This is a genomic window from Streptomyces stoeckheimensis (genome assembly GCF_045822005.1).
GTDB lineage: Bacteria > Actinomycetota > Actinomycetes > Streptomycetales > Streptomycetaceae > Streptomyces > Streptomyces stoeckheimensis.
This window is the reverse complement of sequence record NZ_CP169552.1, coordinates 191,167-208,904: the sequence shown is the minus strand read 5'-3', so window position 1 is coordinate 208,904 and position 17,738 is coordinate 191,167. Positions and strand designations below refer to the sequence as shown.

Annotated in this window: 19 protein-coding genes; 4 read left to right on the top strand and 15 right to left on the bottom strand. The window is 71.5% G+C overall.

All coding sequences use genetic code 11. From position 1 onward, the window contains the following. Positions 1-41: 41 nt before the first annotated feature. Positions 42-1,517 (bottom strand): FAD-dependent monooxygenase, encoded by a 1,476-nt coding sequence (locus ACE1OC_RS42600; RefSeq protein WP_407842039.1) that lies wholly within the window; start codon positions 1,515-1,517, stop codon positions 42-44. 172 nt (positions 1,518-1,689) lie between these two features. After that, entirely contained in the window at positions 1,690-2,082 is a 393-nt protein-coding gene (locus ACE1OC_RS42595; protein ID WP_407842038.1) for a pyridoxamine 5'-phosphate oxidase family protein, read from the bottom strand. 135 nt (positions 2,083-2,217) lie between these two features. Here ACE1OC_RS42595 and ACE1OC_RS42590 point away from each other — a divergent pair, with 135 nt between their 5' ends. After that, complete coding sequence (locus ACE1OC_RS42590) at positions 2,218-2,646, top strand: winged helix-turn-helix transcriptional regulator (RefSeq protein ID WP_407842037.1); 429 nt, start codon at positions 2,218-2,220, stop codon at positions 2,644-2,646. 21 nt (positions 2,647-2,667) lie between these two features. Here the strand turns inward: ACE1OC_RS42590 and ACE1OC_RS42585 are convergent, their stop codons facing one another. Genes ACE1OC_RS42585 through ACE1OC_RS42575 form a run of 3 tightly spaced genes read right to left on the bottom strand, consistent with a single transcriptional unit; the run spans position 2,668 to position 4,996 of the window. Further along, positions 2,668-3,198 carry a flavin reductase family protein gene (locus tag ACE1OC_RS42585; RefSeq protein ID WP_407842036.1) on the bottom strand — a complete coding sequence of 177 codons (531 nt, stop codon included), beginning with the start codon at positions 3,196-3,198 and terminating at the stop codon, positions 2,668-2,670. A 23-nt stretch (positions 3,199-3,221) separates the two neighbouring features. Further along, positions 3,222-4,553 carry a cation:proton antiporter gene (locus tag ACE1OC_RS42580; protein WP_407842035.1) on the bottom strand — a complete coding sequence of 444 codons (1,332 nt, stop codon included), beginning with the start codon at positions 4,551-4,553 and terminating at the stop codon, positions 3,222-3,224. Next, a complete protein-coding gene (locus ACE1OC_RS42575) occupies positions 4,550-4,996 on the bottom strand; it encodes a nuclear transport factor 2 family protein (RefSeq protein WP_407842034.1) in 447 nt (148 codons plus the stop codon). Before ACE1OC_RS42575 ends, ACE1OC_RS42580 begins: the two co-directional genes overlap by 4 nt. A 198-nt stretch (positions 4,997-5,194) precedes the next feature. Between ACE1OC_RS42575 and ACE1OC_RS42570 the strand changes: the two genes are divergently transcribed. From ACE1OC_RS42570 to ACE1OC_RS42560, 3 genes are all read left to right on the top strand, one after another. Further along, a complete protein-coding gene (locus ACE1OC_RS42570) occupies positions 5,195-5,890 on the top strand; it encodes an antibiotic biosynthesis monooxygenase family protein (RefSeq protein ID WP_407842033.1) in 696 nt (231 codons plus the stop codon). Positions 5,891-6,133: 243 nt separating this feature from the next. Then, entirely contained in the window at positions 6,134-7,096 is a 963-nt protein-coding gene (locus tag ACE1OC_RS42565; protein ID WP_407842032.1) for an aromatase/cyclase, read from the top strand. After that, complete coding sequence (locus ACE1OC_RS42560) at positions 7,081-7,887, top strand: 4'-phosphopantetheinyl transferase family protein (protein ID WP_407842031.1); 807 nt, start codon at positions 7,081-7,083, stop codon at positions 7,885-7,887. The genes ACE1OC_RS42565 and ACE1OC_RS42560 overlap by 16 nt, the downstream gene beginning before the upstream one ends. Before the next feature lie 76 nt (positions 7,888-7,963). On the opposite strand, the gene ACE1OC_RS42555 is transcribed toward ACE1OC_RS42560, so the two are convergent. The 10 genes from ACE1OC_RS42555 to ACE1OC_RS42510 all read right to left on the bottom strand — a co-directional run bounded on the left by ACE1OC_RS42555 (position 7,964) and on the right by ACE1OC_RS42510 (position 17,691). Further along, a complete protein-coding gene (locus tag ACE1OC_RS42555) occupies positions 7,964-8,215 on the bottom strand; it encodes an acyl-CoA carboxylase epsilon subunit (RefSeq protein ID WP_407842030.1) in 252 nt (83 codons plus the stop codon). 14 nt (positions 8,216-8,229) lie between these two features. Next, positions 8,230-9,798, bottom strand: a complete 1,569-nt coding sequence (locus ACE1OC_RS42550) for an acyl-CoA carboxylase subunit beta (RefSeq protein WP_407842029.1) — start codon at positions 9,796-9,798, stop codon at positions 8,230-8,232. Between the two features lie 66 nt (positions 9,799-9,864). Then, positions 9,865-10,170, bottom strand: coding sequence for a phosphopantetheine-binding protein (locus ACE1OC_RS42545; RefSeq protein ID WP_407842028.1), 306 nt, complete (start codon positions 10,168-10,170; stop codon positions 9,865-9,867). Between the two features lie 9 nt (positions 10,171-10,179). Then, positions 10,180-11,445, bottom strand: coding sequence for an MFS transporter (locus tag ACE1OC_RS42540; protein ID WP_407842027.1), 1,266 nt, complete (start codon positions 11,443-11,445; stop codon positions 10,180-10,182). Between the two features lie 4 nt (positions 11,446-11,449). Further along, positions 11,450-12,388 carry an alpha/beta hydrolase gene (locus ACE1OC_RS42535; protein ID WP_407842026.1) on the bottom strand — a complete coding sequence of 313 codons (939 nt, stop codon included), beginning with the start codon at positions 12,386-12,388 and terminating at the stop codon, positions 11,450-11,452. Beyond that, complete coding sequence (locus tag ACE1OC_RS42530) at positions 12,385-13,860, bottom strand: FAD-dependent monooxygenase (protein ID WP_407842025.1); 1,476 nt, start codon at positions 13,858-13,860, stop codon at positions 12,385-12,387. Before ACE1OC_RS42530 ends, ACE1OC_RS42535 begins: the two co-directional genes overlap by 4 nt. A 59-nt stretch (positions 13,861-13,919) precedes the next feature. Then, positions 13,920-15,485, bottom strand: a complete 1,566-nt coding sequence (locus ACE1OC_RS42525; protein ID WP_407842024.1) for an FAD-dependent monooxygenase — start codon at positions 15,483-15,485, stop codon at positions 13,920-13,922. A gap of 2 nt (positions 15,486-15,487) precedes the next feature. Next, the gene (locus tag ACE1OC_RS42520) at positions 15,488-16,423 is read right to left on the bottom strand and encodes an aromatase/cyclase (protein ID WP_407842023.1); all 936 of its coding nucleotides are present in this window, start codon (positions 16,421-16,423) and stop codon (positions 15,488-15,490) included. Between the two features lie 97 nt (positions 16,424-16,520). Then, positions 16,521-17,306: a 3-oxoacyl-ACP reductase FabG gene (gene fabG, locus ACE1OC_RS42515; RefSeq protein WP_407842022.1), complete on the bottom strand. Its 786-nt coding sequence runs from the start codon at positions 17,304-17,306 to the stop codon at positions 16,521-16,523. Between the two features lie 109 nt (positions 17,307-17,415). Beyond that, on the bottom strand, positions 17,416-17,691 hold the full coding sequence (locus ACE1OC_RS42510; protein WP_407842021.1) for an acyl carrier protein: 276 nt from the start codon (positions 17,689-17,691) through the stop codon (positions 17,416-17,418). Between the last annotated feature and the right edge of the window lie 47 nt (positions 17,692-17,738).

Below are 17,738 nucleotides of genomic sequence, written 5' to 3'. Positions count from 1 at the left end.
GGGGCGCGTCCGGGTGCGCGCGCCGGCCGGTCGTCACGGGGTCAGGCGGCGCTGCCGGGCTCGCCGAACCACTGGGCGAGGGCCTCGGTCAGGCCCTCGGCCGAGCCGTCCTTGCTCGCCCAGGCGACGTAGCCGTCGGGGCGCACCAGGAGGCTGGCGGCCGGCGCGGCCGGGTCGGCGCGCTCCGCGGTGACGATGTCGACCCGGTCCGCCCAGGCTGCGTGGGCTTCGCGCAGCGCGGCGCTGTCGTGCAGGTCGAGCAGGACCGGACGGCCCGCGTGGAGCTGCTCGTACGTGGTGGTCTTCTCGTCGCCGACGACCAGTTCCTGGTCGGGCAGGCGCCGGCCGAGCAGCGGGTGGTCGCCCGGGGCCGCGCCGTAGGTGATGTCGAGGCCGGTGACCAGGCCCACGAGGTGGCGGCGCACCTCCTCGATCTGGACCAGCTCGGCGAACAGGTCACGCAGCGGCTGCGCCTCGGGGCCGCCGAGGTAGAGGGTGCGCTGCACGAGGGTGTTGGTGACGATCCGGGCGCCGACCGGGTGGCGTTCGGCGTGGTAGGTGTCGAGCAGGCCCTCCGGGGCGTGGCCCTTGATCGTGGCGGCGAGCTTCCAGCCGAGGTTGACCACGTCGCCGACGGCCGCACTGATGCCCTGGGCACCGATGGGCAGGTGGATGTGGGCGGCGTCGCCCGCGAGGAAGACACGGCCCTGGCGGTACGTGGCAGCCTGACGGCTGGCGTCGGTGAAGTAGCTGGTCCACAGGGGGGTGGCGCCGCTGATGTCTTCGCCGGTCACCCGCTGGAAGGCCGAGGCCACCTCGTCGAAGGTGGGCGCGTCCTGGGTGGGGCGGACGCCCGCACCGCGCTCGAAGACCACGACGCGGGTGGCGTGCGGGCCGAGCGGGAGGACGACCACCATGCCGGCCTCGCCGACCTCACCGGTCGGGCGGATGCGCAGCGGGATGCCGGTGACGTCGGCCATCTTCATTTCGAGGGTGGCGCCGACGCCGGGGAAGTCGATGCCGGCCAGGCGGCGGACGGTGCTGCGGGCACCGTCGCAGCCCACCAGGTAGGCGGCGCGCAGCGTCTCGGCGCCCTGGGGGCCGGTGACCTCGACCTGGACGCCGTCGTCGTCCTGCGTCATGCCGACGACCTCGACGCCCCGACGGACTTCGGCGCCCAGACCGGCGGCCCACTTGTTGATGATGGCCTCGGTCCGCGACTGCGGGACGCCGCGGACACCGAAGTTGCCGCCCTCGATGATGCGGTAGTCGAGCGGGAGTCCACCGAAGTGCCCACCGGGAATGGTGTCCAGTTCGCCGAATTCCTCGAGGAGTCCGCGCTGTCCGAACTCCTCGATCGTACGAGCCGAGAATCCGAGGGCTCGCGACTGCTGCATCGGCTCCGTCAGCCGGTCGAGCACGATGACCGACAGGCCCGAGAGACGAAGTTCCCCTGCGAGCATGAGCCCCGAAGGCCCTGCTCCGGCAACAATCACATCGGCGTTATAGGTGACCATATTCCCTCTCCCACTGGCGTTTCCTCCAGTATTCCGAGGGCGTACGAGAAGCTGAACTGCCGCCGATACAGAACTCTGTGAACTTCGTCAGATCCCGGACAGCTACTACACGGGCAGCACGCGAGAGGGTGCCGGAAGCGTGTTCCGGCACCCTCTGGCGGCCTCTGGCTGCCTAGTTGCTCATCACCCGGTCGACCGCGATCTCGATGACCGCCAGGTCCGGCGCCTGCGGCGGCGGGGACCAGTACCGCTTGGTGTAGCGGCGGATCCCCTCCACGAGCCGCGGCGGGTCGGTGGAGACGGTCGCCGTTCCCTCCAGGGTGATCCAGCGGAACCCCACGGACTGGCATACGGAGACCCGGACGCCATCGGCGGCCAGCACGTTGCGGACCTTCTGGGTCGTCGCCCTGGTCATGACCCTGGCCAGGCCCGCCTCGGCGTCCCAAGTGAACCGTACGGGCGCGACGTGCGGCGTCCCGTCGGGGCGCAGTGTGGTCAAGGTGCACAGGTGGTTCTCTGCGAGGAAGTCCTCGGCCGTGGCCGGCAGAGGCGGGTGAAGGGGCATGGCCGTTGCCACTCCTTGGCGTGAGATCTCGGAAAGGGGGGTGCTGCGAGCGGCCGTTGGCGGCTTCCCGGAAGCTAGCATCGGCAGTAAAGTAGGTACCTAGAGGAAAGTGACTTCCCGGAAGGTGAGGCCTGAATGAAAAGCCCTGCGACGTTGAGCGGCGCCGCCGCCGAGCACGCGCAACGGATCGCCGCGGAGCTGGCCTGTCCCATCGCGCCGGTCCTGGACATCGTGTTCAGCCGCTGGACGACACCGATCCTGTGGACCCTCAACGAGTACGGCGTCCAGCGCTTCGTCGAACTGCACCGCAACATCAGCAGCATCACGCCCAAGGTGCTGACACAGCGGCTGCGCCAGCTGGAGCGGGACGGGCTGGTGGTGCGCACGTACTACCCCGAGATGCCTCCCCGGGTGGAGTACGAGATCAGCCCGCTGGGCAAGAGCCTGGCTCCGCTCTTCGCCGCGCTCGCCGACTGGGCCGCCGACCACCTGCCCAAGGTCGAACAGGCGCGGCAGGCGTTCGACGTGACGGAGGAGCAGGCCGCGGCGGCCCGCCAGCGCTGACGGCACGGTCCCGGGCCGGCGTCAGCCCTGCAGGACCGACTCGCGGCCGAGCTCGCGCATGGAGCCCTGGAAGAAGATGAGCGGATCCTCCTCCTCGGCGGGCGTGCCGACTCCGACGACCTCACCGAGCAGGATGGCATGATCCCCGCCGTCGTACTCGGTGACGAGCCGGCACTCCAGGTAGGCCAGGGCCTCGCTGAGCACCGGCAGGTCACCGGCGGACGCGTGGTGCGGCACCTCTTCGAGCCGGGCGGTCTGGCGGCCGGCGAACGCCCAGGCCAGGGGCTTCTGCTGATGGGTCAGGAAGTTCACGACGAAGCCTCCGGACTCCTGCACCACCGGCAGCAGGCGGGAGTTCTCGTGGAGGCAGATGAGCACGAGCGGCGGGTCCAGGGAGACCGAGGTGAAGGAGTTCACCGTGGCGCCGGCGGCGGTCTCGCCGCTTCCCGAGGTGATGACGGTGACACCGGTGGCGAAGTTCCCGCACACGGTGCGCAGCACACTGCCGTCCACGGGACTGAGCTGCTCGGGGATGGATTGCGAAACGGACATCACTACAGCCCTCTCAATTCTCGTCAGGCGCGCGGACGGGCCAGGTCCGCGACGGGTTCGGGAGCCGCAGGCGACGCCGCGGCCTCGGGGTCTGGGTCGACGGGCACGGGACGCCTCCGGGACAGCAGCGGACCCGCCATCGCCGTCGTGAGCAGAGCCATGATCACCAGCATCGTGAACATGCGCCCGTCGAGGACGCCCAGGCTGACGGCGGCGTTGAGGATGATGAGTTCGGTCAGGCCGCGGGTGTTCATCAGCAGTCCGAGGTCCTTCGACTCCCGCCAGGAGAACCCGGCCAGCCGCGCCGGGATTATGGCGCCTATCAGCTTGCCCGCGCAGGCGACGAAGACGATCGCGGCGAGTGCGATGTAGTCGCCGCCGGTGAGGGAGCCGAGGTCCACGCCGAGCCCCGTGACGATGAAGAAGACGGGGAGCAGTACGACACTGACGTTGTCCATGGGCCTGCGCAGGTGCTGCGCCAGGACCAGGGCAGGCTCGCGCGGCATGATGAAGCCGAAGAGGAAGGCACCGAAGATGGCGTGGATGCCGATCCAGGTGGTCAGCCACGCCGAGGTCAGGGCGCCTGCGCAGAGCACGGCGAGCAGCGGGGACCAGCGCTCGGCGGCGGCCCAGCGCCACACCAGACGGGCCACCAGAGGTCGGACGACCACCAGCATGGCCACCACGTAGACCACGCTGAGCAACCCGATGCGCGCGAGGTCGGAGTAGTCGCCGTCTGCGGTGACCAGGGCCGATACGTACGCCAGCAGGCACCAGGCGAGCAGGTCGTCGATGGCGGCGCTGGCCAGCGACAGCGAACCGACCCGGCTCTCCAGCAGCTTGTTCTCGGAGAGGATCCGGGCCAGTACGGGGAAGGCGGTCACCGACATGGCGGTGCCGAGGAAGGTGGCGAACGCCGCGAAGGAGATCTCGTGCCCGGCCACGACGGCGTGCTCGGGGTACAGGAACGGGGCCAGCGCCACCCCCAGGCCGAAGGCCACGGCGATCGACGACAGCGAGACGCCTGCTGCGAGCCCGGCGTGCCGCCTGACCAGCCGCTTTTCGAACTCCCAGCCCACCACGAACATGAAGAGGATCAGGCCTACCTGAGACACGGCGGACAGCAGCGGCCGGACTTCGGCGGGGAAGATGCGGTTCGTCAGGTCTCCCGGCAGCAGGCCGAGGACGCTGGGTCCGAGCAGGATGCCCGCGGTGATCTCGCCGACCACGGCGGGCTGGCGCACCTTCTGGGCCAGCCGTCCGAGCGCGGCGCCCACCACCAGCACCAGCGCGATGTCGGCGAGCATGATCGCGAGCTTCATCTCCTGGGCGGCGGGCGCCGCCAGGACGTTCACCGGGCCTCCTGCGGCCGCGGCGGTGTGCCACGGGTCCACAGGACGCGGAAGGACAGGGCGGCCAGCCGCCAGCCGTCGGTGGTGAGGCGGGCCTCGCCGGTCGCCAGGGTGCCGACCTGGAACAGCGGCTCGGCGGCCGCACCGGAGTGGTGCAGGTGCGTCGAGACGAGATTGGCGCGCAGGATCGCCCGCTCCCCGTCCTCGCCGAACTCGACGACCGCGGGTGAGCCCAGGTGCTGGGTGGCGGCGAAGGCGCTCAGCGCGTCACGGTGGTAACCGGCGAGCCCGTCGAGGCCCTCGTGCCGGCTCATCGGAAATTCGACCCGGGCGTCTTTCGTGAAGAGCCCCTGTGCCCATGCGTCGTCGAGTTCTTCGTCGTCGAGACCGATGAGATATCGGTCCAGCAGGGCACTTATCTCAAATGGTTCCTGACCTGGATTCATTGAAGGAGCATGGCGCGCGCGGCAATGGACAACCAAGTCCGTTTTTAAATGCCCTGACGAACTTGTGGAACATCTGACACCGCCTTCAAGTACTTGACAAATCTGCCAACAACTCTGAACAGAAGAGGCTTTCTTATCGCCCGGCCTCCTTGCGATGCTGCTCTCGAACCCCAATTTCCTCGAACGGAAGAGACGAGAATGCCGAAGATCGCAGCCGATGGTCAGCACCTGACTGTCCTCAACCTGTTCTCGACGGACGCGGACGAGAAGCAGGTCAAGCTGCTCGCCGCGATGCGCGAGATCGTCGACTCCGCGGCCTACGAGGGCTGGATCTCCAGCACGGTCCACGCCGGCCAGGACAAGCCGGGCACGGCGAACTTCATCCAGTGGCGCAGCACCGAGGACCTCGAGTCCCGTTACGCCGGCGAGGAGTTCAAGCACCGCACGCTTCCGCTCTTCGGCGAGATCACCACCTCGATCCGCCTGCTCCAGAACGAGATCGCCTTCACCCAGCAGAAGCCGGAGTTCGGCGGCGTCACGGAGATCTCTCCGGACCGCGACGACTACACGGCGATCGAGCTGTTCGGCGTGGCGGAGGAGGACCAGGAGGACCTCATCGACGCCCTGGGCGCGTCGCAGGAGTGGCTGATCGACGTCCCCGGCTACCGCACCCACACGGTCCTGCGCGGCCTCCGTGCCCGCGGCATCGAGGGCAAGTTCGTCGTCATCTACTCCCAGTGGGACGGCAAGGAGGCCTACGACGCCTTCCGCGCCCAGCCGGAGTCGGAGCGCTCCCCGGAGCGCCAGAAGGTCGACGCGCGCGTCGCCGCCGTGCAGACCTGGCAGGACGAGAACACCTACCGCGTCGTGCACACCCGCAGCACGGGCGAGTGATCCTCCCGGCGGTGCTCCGGCCGGCTGTGCGGCGGCCGGAGCACCGCCGGGCCTGAGCGCAAGCTCGTAGGACCGCCATCAGTACCAAGGAAGAGATCGCGCACGGCCGCGGGCGCACGGACGTACCTCCCACTCCCCCCACTGGATCGCCGCTGCCGGGTATCCCCCACCCGGCAGCGGCTTTTCGTATCCCGTCACCCGCCCCGTCCACGCGCACCACACCAGGACGAGGAGACACCAACCATGGAACAACCCGGCATGCGCCGAGTCGCGCACGAGATCGACATCGCGGTCCCGGCGGACACGGTCCACCGGCTGATCGCGGAGGTGGAGAACTGGCCGCGGATCTTCCCGGCCACCGTCCACGTCGACCACGACGCCGCCCCCGAGGGCGAGGAACGGCTGCGAATCTGGGAGGCCGGGGAGGGCGAGCCGTACAGCCGGCCGCTGCGCCGCATCGTCGAGCCCGCCGCACGGCGGATCAACTTCGAGCTGCTGGCCACCGAGGACCACGTCGCCTGGCTGGGCGGCGCCTGGATCGTCGAACCGCTGGGGGAGGACGGCTCCCGGGTGCGGCTGCTGCACGAGTTCCAGGCCGAAGGGGACGACGCCGGGGCCTGGGAGCGGATCGAGGCCTCCGTCGACCGGGACGCCCGCGCCGAGCTCGCGGCCCTGAAGGAGAACACCGAGCGCGACCACGCCGCCGCGGCGCAGGAGCTGACGTTCTCCTTCGAGGACTCGGTGCACATCGACGGGTCCGCGAAGGACGTCTACGACTTCATCAACGACGCCCACCTGTGGTCCGAGCGCCTGCCCCACGTCGCCACCGTCCGCCTGACCGAGGACACCCCCGGCCTGCAGACCCTGGAAATGGACACCCGCGCCAAGGACGGCTCCGTCCACACCACCAAGTCCTACCGCGTCACCTTCCCCCACCAGGCCATCGCCTACAAGCAGGTCACCCTCCCCGCCCTCATGACCCTGCACACCGGCCACTGGACCTTCCAGGACACCGACCACGGCGTCACCGCCACATCCCAGCACACCGTCACCCTCAACACCGACAACATCGCCCGCATCCTCGGCCCCGACGCCACCACCGCCGACGCCCGCGACTACGTCCACACCGCCCTCTCCACCAACAGCCTCGCCACCCTCACCCACGCCAAGGCGCATGCGGAGGGCGGACCTTGCCCCAGACCGTGAACACGTTCGTCGTCGGGCAGGGGGAACTGGACGTGTGGCTGCTGCCGCCGCCCGACACGCCCCGTGACATCCCGATCGGCGAGCTCGACGCGTACGAGAAGGGACGGGCCGATGCCTACCGCCGCTCCGACGACCGCCGCATGTACGCCGCGGCGCACGTGGGCCTGCGCCGGGTCCTCGCCGTGTACACCGGCATCGCACCGCGCCGGATCGTCCTCGCGGGCGAGCGCTACGACGGCGAGGGCCGGCGGTACGGCCGGCCGAAGGTGCTCGGAGTGCCCGGCATCGCCCCCGAGTTCTCGCTCTCCCACAGTCATGGTCTGGCGATCGTGGCGGTGGCCGAGGTCCGGGTGGGTGTCGACGTACAGCGTCTGCCGTCCGCCGAGACCACCGCGGCGTGCCTGCCGGCGCTGCACCCCGCCGAGCAGGCGGAGCTCGGCGGGCTTCCCGAGCCCGAGCGGACCGCGGCCTTCGGCCGCCTGTGGACACGGAAGGAGGCGTACTTGAAAGGGCTGGGCACCGGGCTGACCCGGGGGGCCGACCTCGACTACCTGGGCGAGGCCGGCTTCGCCGAGCGTCCCGCGGGCTGGGTGGTCGGCAATCTGCCGCTGTGCCACAGCCATGTCGCCGCGGTGGCACTGGCCGGTTCCGGGGACCGCCGGATCTCGATGCGGGCGGTGCCGCCCGAGTACCTGTACGCCGCGGACGCCGTCGAGCGGATCGGGGCGATGGAGCCCGCTCTGCGCACGGTGCTGCGGGACCGCGGCCGGCCTGAGCCGCACGCGGGATGAGGTCCGGGCAACACCGAAGGGGCCGGGGAGTTCGCGAGAACTCCCCGGCCCCTTCGGTGTTGGCGGCGCGCCTGGCTCAGGCGGCGGCCCGCCAGGTGCGTGGTCCGTCGAAGCCGACGACCCGGTCCGGGCGGCGCCACCGGGCGACGCCCTGCTGGCAGCGGGCCAGGTCGTCCGGCGCCGCGCAGGAGGTACGGGCCAGCAGGACCGCGGTCAGGGCGGCCAGCTCCTCGGGCGAAGGGCAGCCGCGCTCGACGCGCAGCAGCGGCCACGCGGCACAGGCGTCGGCGTCGGTGGTGGCATCGGTGGTGGCGTGCGGTGCGGTCATGGCTGCTCCCTCGGTCACTGGGGCGGGTTGCCGTGCTTGCGGCGCGGCAGGTCGGCGTGCTTGGAGGCGAGCATGGCCAGGGAGCGGGCCAGGACCGAGCGGGTCTCGCGCGGGTCGATGACGTCGTCGACCAGGCCGCGCTCGGCGGCGTAGTAGGGGTGGACGAGCTCCCGCTTGTACTGGTCGATCTTCTCCTGGCGCATCGCGTCGGGGTCGTCGGCGGCGGCGATCTCCCGCCGGAACACCACGTTGGCGGCGCCCTCGGCTCCCATGACCGCGATCTCGTTGGTCGGCCAGGCCAGCGCGATGTCGGCGCCGATGGACCGGGAGTCCATGACGATGTACGCGCCTCCGTACGCCTTGCGCAGCACCACGGAGACCCGCGGCACGGTCGCGTTGCAGTACGCGTACAGCAGCTTCGCGCCGCGCCGGATGATGCCCTCGTGCTCCTGGTCCACGCCCGGCAGGAAGCCGGGGACGTCGACGAGGGTGACCAGCGGGATGTTGAAAGCGTCGCAGAACTGAACGAACCGCGCGCCCTTCTCGCTGGCCTTGATGTCGAGGACGCCCGCCATCGCGGCCGGCTGGTTGGCGACGATGCCGACGGTGTGGCCGCCCACGCGGGCGAGGGCGCAGACGATGTTCGGCGCCCAGGCCGCGTGCACCTCCATGTACTCGCCGTCGTCGACGAGCTCCTCGATGACGCCTCGGATGTCGTACGAGCGGTTGCCGTCGGCGGGCACCAGGTCGAGCAGGGCGTCGCCGGGCCGGTCCGTCGGGTCGGCGGCGAGGGTGCCGGGCGGCAGCTCCCGATTGTTGGCCGGCAGCAAGGACAGCAGGTAGCGCACCTCTGCCAGGCACGTCTCCTCGTCGTCGTAGACGAAGTGGGCCACGCCCGAGGTCCCGGCGTGCACGTCCGCGCCGCCGAGTCCGTTCTGGCTGATCTCCTCACCGGTCACGGCGCGAACCACGTCGGGGCCGGTGATGAACATCTGCGAGATGTCGCGTACGGCGAAGATGAAGTCCGTCAGGGCCGGGGAGTACGCGGCGCCGCCGGCGCAGGGTCCGAGCATCACCGAGATCTGCGGGATGACGCCGGAGGCCTTGGTGTTGCGCTGGAATATGCCGCCGTACCCGGCGAGCGCCGAGACGCCCTCCTGGATGCGGGCGCCCGCCCCGTCGTTCAGTGAGACCAGCGGAGCTCCCGCCCCGATGGCCATGTCCATGATCTTGTGGATCTTGGCGGCATGGGCCTCGCCCAGCGCGCCCCCGAAGACCCTGAAGTCGTGTGCGTAGACGAAGACCGTCCGGCCGTCGACCGTGCCCCACCCGGTGACCACGCCGTCGCCGTACGGCTTCTTCGCCTCGAGGCCGAAGCCGGTCGCCCGGTGCCTGCGCAGCGCCTCGACCTCGCAGAAGCTTCCCTTGTCCAGCAGCAGCGCGATGCGCTCGTGGGCGGTCAGCTTGCCCTTGGCGTGCTGGCGTTCGGTGGCCTTGGGGTCCTGGCCGTCGCGGGCGAGGTCCTTGCGTTCGGCCAGCTCCATGAGCCGGCCGGTGAGTTCGGCGGGTGCTACGGGCGCCATGTACGGATCTCCGTTTCCGGTGTCGGTGGAAGTGTTCGGTTGCACGTCTCGGGGCGGCGTCGGGCCTCAGCGGGCGAGCAGCCCGGCCAGCTCGGTCACGGTGCTCTCCCGCAGCACCTCGGCGGTGACCTCGGTGTGCAGGACCCGCCGGATGCGGCGCTCCAGGTGCAGGGCGTTGAGCGGGTCCAGGCCCTGGCTGCGCAGCGGAAGGCGGGGCGAGATCCGGTGCCCGGGCGGGACAGCCAGCAGGTGTTCCAGCTCCAGGCGAAGGCAGTGGCCGATGGTCCGGGTGCGCGCGTCGATGCTCATCGCGCGCAGGGCGTCCAGGTCCGGGAGCTGCCCGAACCTGCCGTGCGGGGTCTGTTCGGTCATGGCGCTGCCCTACCTTCTCTTCGTGGGTTCGAACTGGTCACTCGCAAGAGCGGGCGCGGCTCCGCGCCGTCGGCGGATCCGCCCGGCGAGCAGCACGGCGAGCGCCGCCGCCGACGAGACGAGCCCTCCCGCGTAGAGGCCGGAGCGCGCACCGTGACGGACGGTGAGCCAGCCGATGAGGAGGGCGCCGAGCGGGGTGAGGCCTTGCAGGATGAGCGTGTACAGCGCCATCACCCGGCCGCGGTACGCGGGATCGCTGCCGAGCTGGACGCGGTGGTTGGCGGCCTGCGCGAAGTAGATGGTGGCGAAGCCGGTCAGGCAGAGCAGTACGGCCGCCGAGGCGTAGTTCGGGGACCAGCCGGCCGCCGTCTCCAGCAGGCCGAACGCGAGGGCGGAGCCGGTGACCACCGCGGCCGTCGGGCGGCCGCTGCGCGCCGTGGTGGCGAAGGCGGCGAGCAGCGAACCGGCGGCGAACGCGGTGGTCAGCAGCCCGAATCCGGTCGCGTCACTGTGGAACACCGTCTTGGCCAGCAGCGGCAGGGTGAGCTGGAAGTTGAAGCCGAACAGGCCGATCACGGCGACCAGCGCGAGCGGCACGAGCAGGTCGGGCCGGCCGCGTACGTAGCGCAGTCCGTCGATCACCCGTGCCCCCCGCGCGGGGCGCGCCGTACGCGTGAGCTCCTCGGGCCGCATCATGCGCAGCCCCGCCACCGTGGCGAGATAGCTGGCCGCGTTGACCAGCATGACGGGCCCCGTGCCGATGGCGCTGATGAGCAGCCCGGCGAGGGCGGGGCCCACCACGCGGGCCGTGTTGAAGTACGCGGCGCTCATCGCGGAGGCGTTGGGCAGCAGCTCGGGGCCCACCATCTCGCTGACGAAGGACATCCGGGTGGGTACCTCGACCGCGTTGACGGTGCCCAGCGCCAGCGCGAACAGGTACACGTGCCACAGCTGGACCGAGCCGGCCAGCACGAACACCGCCAGGGTGAGCGCGCACGCGCCGGAAACCAGGTTGGCGAGGGTGAGCAGCATCCTCTTGTCGTAGCGGTCGGCGAGCCGGCCGCCGTACAGCGTGAAGAGCAGCAGCGGGGTGAACTGCAGTGCGGTCACGGTGCCCAGGGCCGTGCCGGAGTCCTCCGTCATGGAGAGCACCAGCCAGTCCTGGGCCGTGATCATCATCCAGGTGCCCGCGACCGACACGACCTGGCCGGCCGCGAAGAGCCGGAAGTTGCGGACGGCCAGGGAGCGGAAGGGCGTACGACGCGTTTTCTCCATGAACTCAGGTGGTCACGGACGCGACCGCGTCGGCGGCACGCCGCGCGAGGCAGTCTTCGAAGTAGGCGAACGCGCGCAGGTGATAGGTACGGGCGGCCCAGCCCAGGCTGATGTTGTGGCCGGCGCCGGGCTGGCGGTCGACGCGGACGGACGGCGCCGCGCCGAACTGCGCGGTGAGGTCGGCGACGGTGTCCTCGTCGTGGTGCCACCACAGCTCGCACTCGGCGAACGTCAGCCGCACCGGCACCCGTACCTTCCGGGCCGCGTCGGTGAACCGCCGCGGCCAGCGCCCGGCCTCCGCCTGCTCGCGCGGGGGCATGGGCGCGACCATGGCCGCGGCTTCGCGGAAGGTGTTCGGCGGATAGAAGCGCAGGGCGCCCCAGTTCCGCTTCCAGTGGCCGTGCTGGTGCGGGTCCAGCCGGATGTCCTGCTCGACCGCGTAGTCACGGCCGAGCCCTGAGATGTCGAGCCCCAGCAGCGGCGGCAGGCCCGGGTCCAGCTCGTCGGCCTGGTAGGCGGCGTAGGTCAGGGCCAGTTTGCCGCCGAAGGAGTGGGCCAGCAGGAACACCCCGGCGCCGGTCGCCCAGCGTCCGGCCAGGTGCGTCACCGCCGCGTGCAGCGAGGCGGACTGCTCGGCCAGGGTCTGCCCGCGCGGCGACTGCGCGGCCGACAGCCCGTACCCGGGCCGGTCGATGGCGACCATGGTGTAGCCGAGCCGGGCGCCCAGCGTGAGCAGGGAAACGTCGGGGTGGGCCTGCCCGTCGAAGTAGCCGGCGCTCATCCCGCCCCCGTGCACCGCGATGACCGTGGCCCGCGGCGGGCCGGCCGGCTGGGCGATCAGCGCGGAGAGGGTGACGTCCCCGGCCTCCAGGAGGACGGGCCGGACCCCCGGGGACATCGGGGGCACGGACGCGGGCGCGCGGCCCACCGCGGTGGTGCTCATGCGGCCTCCGGGGACCCGAACCAGCGGTGCAGGGCCCCGGTGAGCCCGGCCGGGTCCGTGCCCGCCCAGGCGACGTACCCGTCGGGGCGCACCAGCACGGAGGCGGCGCCGCCGAAGGCGTCCGGGTCCTGCGGGGAGCCCGTGACGGTGGTGACGCGGTCCTTCCACGCGGCCGCGGCCTCGCGCAGCGCGGTGTCGTCGGACAGGTCGAGCAGGACGCCCTGCGCCGCGTGCAGCAGCTCGGGGGTGCGGACCTCACCGGTGGCGGTGTCCAGTGCCCTCGGGGGCAGCCTGCGGCCGAGCAGCGGGTGTCCGTCGGGTCCCAGGTCGTAGCGGACGTCGAGGTGGCTGACCACTCCGGCCAGGTGCCGCTTGACCGGGTCGAGTGCGATGAGCTCCCCGAACAGGTCGCGCAGCGGCTGGGACTCGGGACCGCCGAGGAAGACCGTGCCCTGGGCGCGGGTGTTCATCAGCAGCCGCTCACCGACCGGGTGGCGCTCTTCGTGGTAGGTGTCCAGCAGGCCTTCGGGCGCCCATGCGCGGACGGTGGCGGCCAGCTTCCAGCCGAGGTTGACGGCGTCCTGGACGCCGGTGCTCAGACCCTGGCCGCCGGCCGGCAGGTGGATGTGCGCGGCGTCGCCGACGAGCAGGACGCGGCCGCGCCGGTACTCGGTGACCTGGCGGGTGGCATCGGTGAAGGAGCTGACCCAGTCGGCCCCACCGCCGGAGATGTCCTCGCCCGTCAGACGCTCCCAGGCAGCCGCCACTTCGGTGAACTCCGGGGTCTCGCTGCGGTCGGCAGGCGGGGTGCCGTGTTCGGCGATGATGATGCGGTCCACGCCCTCGGCGAGCGGCGCGGCCATCACCATGCCACCGGGCAGCCGTTCGCCCAGGAAGCGCGGCTTGACCTCGCAGCCCACCACGTCGGCGAGGTACATGCCGCGGGTGGCGGAGGTGCCGGGGAAGTCGAAGCCCGCGGCCTTGCGCACCGGGCTGTGGCCGCCGTCGGCGCCCACCAGGTACCGGGAGCGCAGCCGGCGCTCGCCGTCCGGGGTGGTCAGGGTGACGGTGACGGCGTCCTCGTCCTGCTCCAGGGCGAGGAACTCCCAGCCCCGGCGGATGTCGGCGCCCAGCTCCCGGGCCCACTCCTCCAGGACCTCCTCCGTCTGGGACTGCGGGATGCCCCGGGCCCCGAAGTGGGCGTCCTCCAGAACGGTGTAGTCGAACTGGACTCCGCCGAAGTGGCCGACCGGGCTGGTCTGCAGGCCGCCGAAGCGCGGGACGATCCCCCGCTGGTCGAAGGACTCCAGGGCGCGGGCGGTGAAGCCGAGGCCGCGCGACTGGCCGGTGGGCCGCTCCAGACGCTCGGCGACGATGACGCTCACCCCGCCCAGCCGCAGCTCCCCGGCCAGCATCAGCCCGGTGGGGCCGGCGCCGACGATGACGACCTCCGCGTCCATCTCAGCGTCCATGGGTGTCCTACCTCTCAGGTGTGGGTCTGAACTGATCATTCGCAAGACGCCGGTGGTTCTCAGGGACGGCCGACGGGGGCGTCGGCCCGTGCGCCCGCCGATACGCCCGCCGGTGCGCTTGCCGACACGCTTGCCGACGCGCCCGCCGGTACGCCGAACCAGCGGCGCAGCGCGTCGGACAGGCCGTCCGGGCGGGCGCCCGCCCAGGCGACGTACCCGTCGGGGCGCACCAGCAGGGCCTGGCCTTCGGCCAGTGGGGCCCCGGCCACGGGACGGGCCGCGGCGAAGGCGACCCGGTCGGCCCACGGCGCCGCGGCCGCGCGCAGCGCCGCGGCTCCGTCGGCGTCGGGGGCGCCGGGGGCCAGCAGCAGCCCGCGGCCGGTGCGCAGCAGCTCGGTGGTGCGCACCGGGCGGGCTCCCCCGGGCTCGCCGGGGCCGGGCTCCAGCTGTGCGTCCGGCAGCCGCCGGCCCAGCAGCGGATGCCCCTCGCCGCCGACCTCGTAGCGGATGCCGAGGCCGCTGATCATCCCGGCCAGGTGCTCCCGTACGCCGTCCAGGGCGATGAGTTCGGCGACCACGGCGCGGGCCGGTTCGACCTCCGGTCCGCCGAGCATCAGCTGGACCTGCGCCCGGATGTTGGCCAGGACCTGGCGGCCCACCGCGTGGCGCTCCTCGTGGTACGTGTCGAGGAGGTCCTCGTCCGCGCTGCCCCGTACGACCGCGGCGAGCTTCCAGCCGAGGTTGAAGGCGTCCTGGACGCCCAGGTTGAGGGCCTGGCCGCCGCTGGGCATCTGGCGGTGGGCGGCGTCCCCGGCGAACAGGACGCGGCCGTGGCGGTACTGGGCGAGCTGGCGGTTCGCGTCGCCGAAGGCGTTGACCCACAGCGGGGTGCCGTGGCCGATGTCCTCGCCGGTGACCCGCTTCCAGATGTCGGTGACCTCGGTGAAGTCCGGCTCGGCTCCGGCGCGGACGCCGGGGGGCCGGCCGAATTCGTGGACCATGACGCGGGTGACGCCGTCCCGGGTGGCGGCGATGGCCAGCCCGCGCTCCAGCCGCTGGAAGCGCCGGTCGGCGACGGAGACGCCGGACACGTCGGCGCGCAGCAGTTCGCGGGCCGCGTCCTGGCCGGGGAACGGGACGCCGGTCAGCCGTCGTACCGTGCTGTCCTCGCCGTCGCAGCCGACCAGGTAGCGGGCGCGCAACCGGACGGGGCCGTTCGGGCCGATGGCTTCGGCCTCCACCCCGTCCTCACCGGCCGTCAGCGACAGCAGCTGGTGGCGGCGGAGCAGCTCGGCCCCGAGCGCGGCGGCCCGGTTCTGCAGGAGCTCCTCGGTGCGTGTCTGGGCGACCTTCCACTGTCCCGAGTGGGCGCTGGGCAGGGTCAGGTCCAGGGGTATGCCGCCGAAGTGGCCGCGGGGCTCGCGGGGCGGCGTACCGAGCTCCTCCAGCAGTCCGCGGGAGTCGAGGATCTCCATGGTGCGGGCGTGCAGGGTGGAGGCCCGCGATTCCGTGGTCGGTCCGGGGCGCTGGTCGACGACGACCACCTCGGCCCCGCCGAGCCGCAGCTCCGCCGCGAGCATGAGTCCGGCGGGGCCCGCTCCGATCACCAGGACGTCGGTGTCCATCGTCAGCGCTTGTTCTCTGCGAAGGCCTTGGCGTGGGTGAGGGTGGCGAGGCTGTTGGTGGAGAGGGCGGTGTGGACGTAGTCGCGGGCGTCGGCGGTGGTGGCGTCGGGGCCGAGGATGCGGGCGATGTTGTCGGTGTTGAGGGTGACGGTGTGCTGGGATGTGGCGGTGACGCCGTGGTCGGTGTCCTGGAAGGTCCAGTGGCCGGTGTGCAGGGTCATGAGGGCGGGGAGGGTGACCTGCTTGTAGGCGATGGCCTGGTGGGGGAAGGTGACGCGGTAGGACTTGGTGGTGTGGACGGAGCCGTCCTTGGCGCGGGTGTCCATTTCCAGGGTCTGCAGGCCGGGGGTGTCCTCGGTCAGGCGGACGGTGGCGACGTGGGGCAGGCGCTCGGACCACAGGTGGGCGTCGTTGATGAAGTCGTAGACGTCCTTCGCGGACCCGTCGATGTGCACCGAGTCCTCGAAGGAGAACGTCAGCTCCTGCGCCGCGTGCGCGAACTCGATGTTCTTCTTCAGCGCGGCCAGTTCGGAGCGGCTGTTCTTGTCGACCGCCGCGTCGATCCAGAGCAGGTCGTGCGCGTCGTCGTCGATGGCGCGGTAGTCGTGCAGCAGCCGCACCCGGGACTCGTTCTCGCCCAGGGGTTCGATGATCCACGCACCGCCCATCGACGCCACCGGAGAGGTGGTCACCTCCTGGCGGAAGGTGATGCGCAGGCCCTCGGGGTCGAGCTCGCGGCGCGAGGTCCAGTTCTTGGGCTCGCCGTTGGCGGTCGCCCAGATCCGGATCCGCTCCTGCGATCCGTCGTGGTCCACCCGGTCCACGTGGATGGTGGGCGGGAAGATCCGCGGCCAGTTGGTGACCTCCGCCAGCAGCCGGTACACAGCCGGTGCGGGCGCTGCGATCGTGATCTCGTGCTCAACCTCACGGGTCGTCATGACGGCGTTCTTCTCCAGGGATCGGTACGGGGTACGGGTGCTGGGTGCGGGTGCTGGGTCCGGGTGCTGCCCGTGCGGGCGCCGCCGGGTGCGGGTCTCAGAAGTTGCCGAGTCCGCCGCAGACGTTGATGGCCTGCGCGGTGATGGAGGCGGCCGTGTCGGAGGCCAGGTAGGCGACCATGCCGGCGACCTCCTCGGGGGTGGAGTAGCGACCCAGCGGGATCTTGGACTGGAACTTCTGCAGGATCGCGTCCTCGGAGGTGTCGTACGCGGCTGCGTAGCCGGCGCGCACGCGCTGTGCCATCGGCGTCTCGACGTAGCCCGGGCACACCGCGTTCACGGTGATGCCGGTGGGGGCGAGCTCATTGCCCAGGGCCTTGGTGAAGCCGACCACGCCGTGCTTGGAGGCGGAGTAGGGGGCGCCCAGGACGACGCCCTGCTTGCCCGCCGTGGAGGCGATGTTGATGATGCGGCCGCGGTTCTTGTGGCGCATGCCGCCGGTGTTGAGCACCTCCTTGGTCAGCCGGAAGACGCTGGTGAGGTTGGTGTCGATGACATCGGCCCACAGCTCCTCGTCGATGTCGGCGGTGACACCTCCACCGGACCGGCCGGCGTTGTTGACCAGGACGTCGACGGTGCCGAAGCGGTCGACGGCGGCCTGGACGAAGGCGGCGGCCGAGGCGGAGTCACGGACGTCGAGGACCGTGCCGTCGGCGTCGATGCCCTCGTCCTGCAGCGACTTGACGGTCTCGGCGACGTTGTCGGCGTTGCGCGCACCGATGAACACCTGGTGGCCGTTGGCGGCCAGGGCTCGGGCGGCGGCGAGGCCGATGCCGCTGGTGGCACCCGTGATGAGAGCGACCCGCTTCTCCTGCGTTGACATGTTCGGTTCTCCGGAAATCTGTGGGCTTCGGTGGGTGGTACGGCGGGACCGGGTCGGGCGAAACGTTTCGCCCGACCCGGTGGAGACGTCAGACGTCAGGCGTCGTGCGTCAGGCCGCGGAGCGCTGGCCGACGCTCAGGTGCTGGTTGACGGCCGCGATGAGGGCGCGCGGGGTGTCGGCGTTGGTCAGCGCGTCCTCGTCGAGGTCGATGCCGTACTCGCGCTCGATGCGGCTGCCGGTCTCCAGCAGGGCCAGGGACTCGTAGCCGAGCGCCTCGAACTGCACGTCGAGGATGTCGGCTCCGAGGTCGACGCCTTCATCGGCGCCGGCGCCCTCCAGCAGGATGCGGCGCAGGTCGTCCAGGGTGAATTCCAGATCGGACACGTGGTTTCCTTCGTGGGGAGGTCGGACGGTCGGGTCGTGCGGGGACA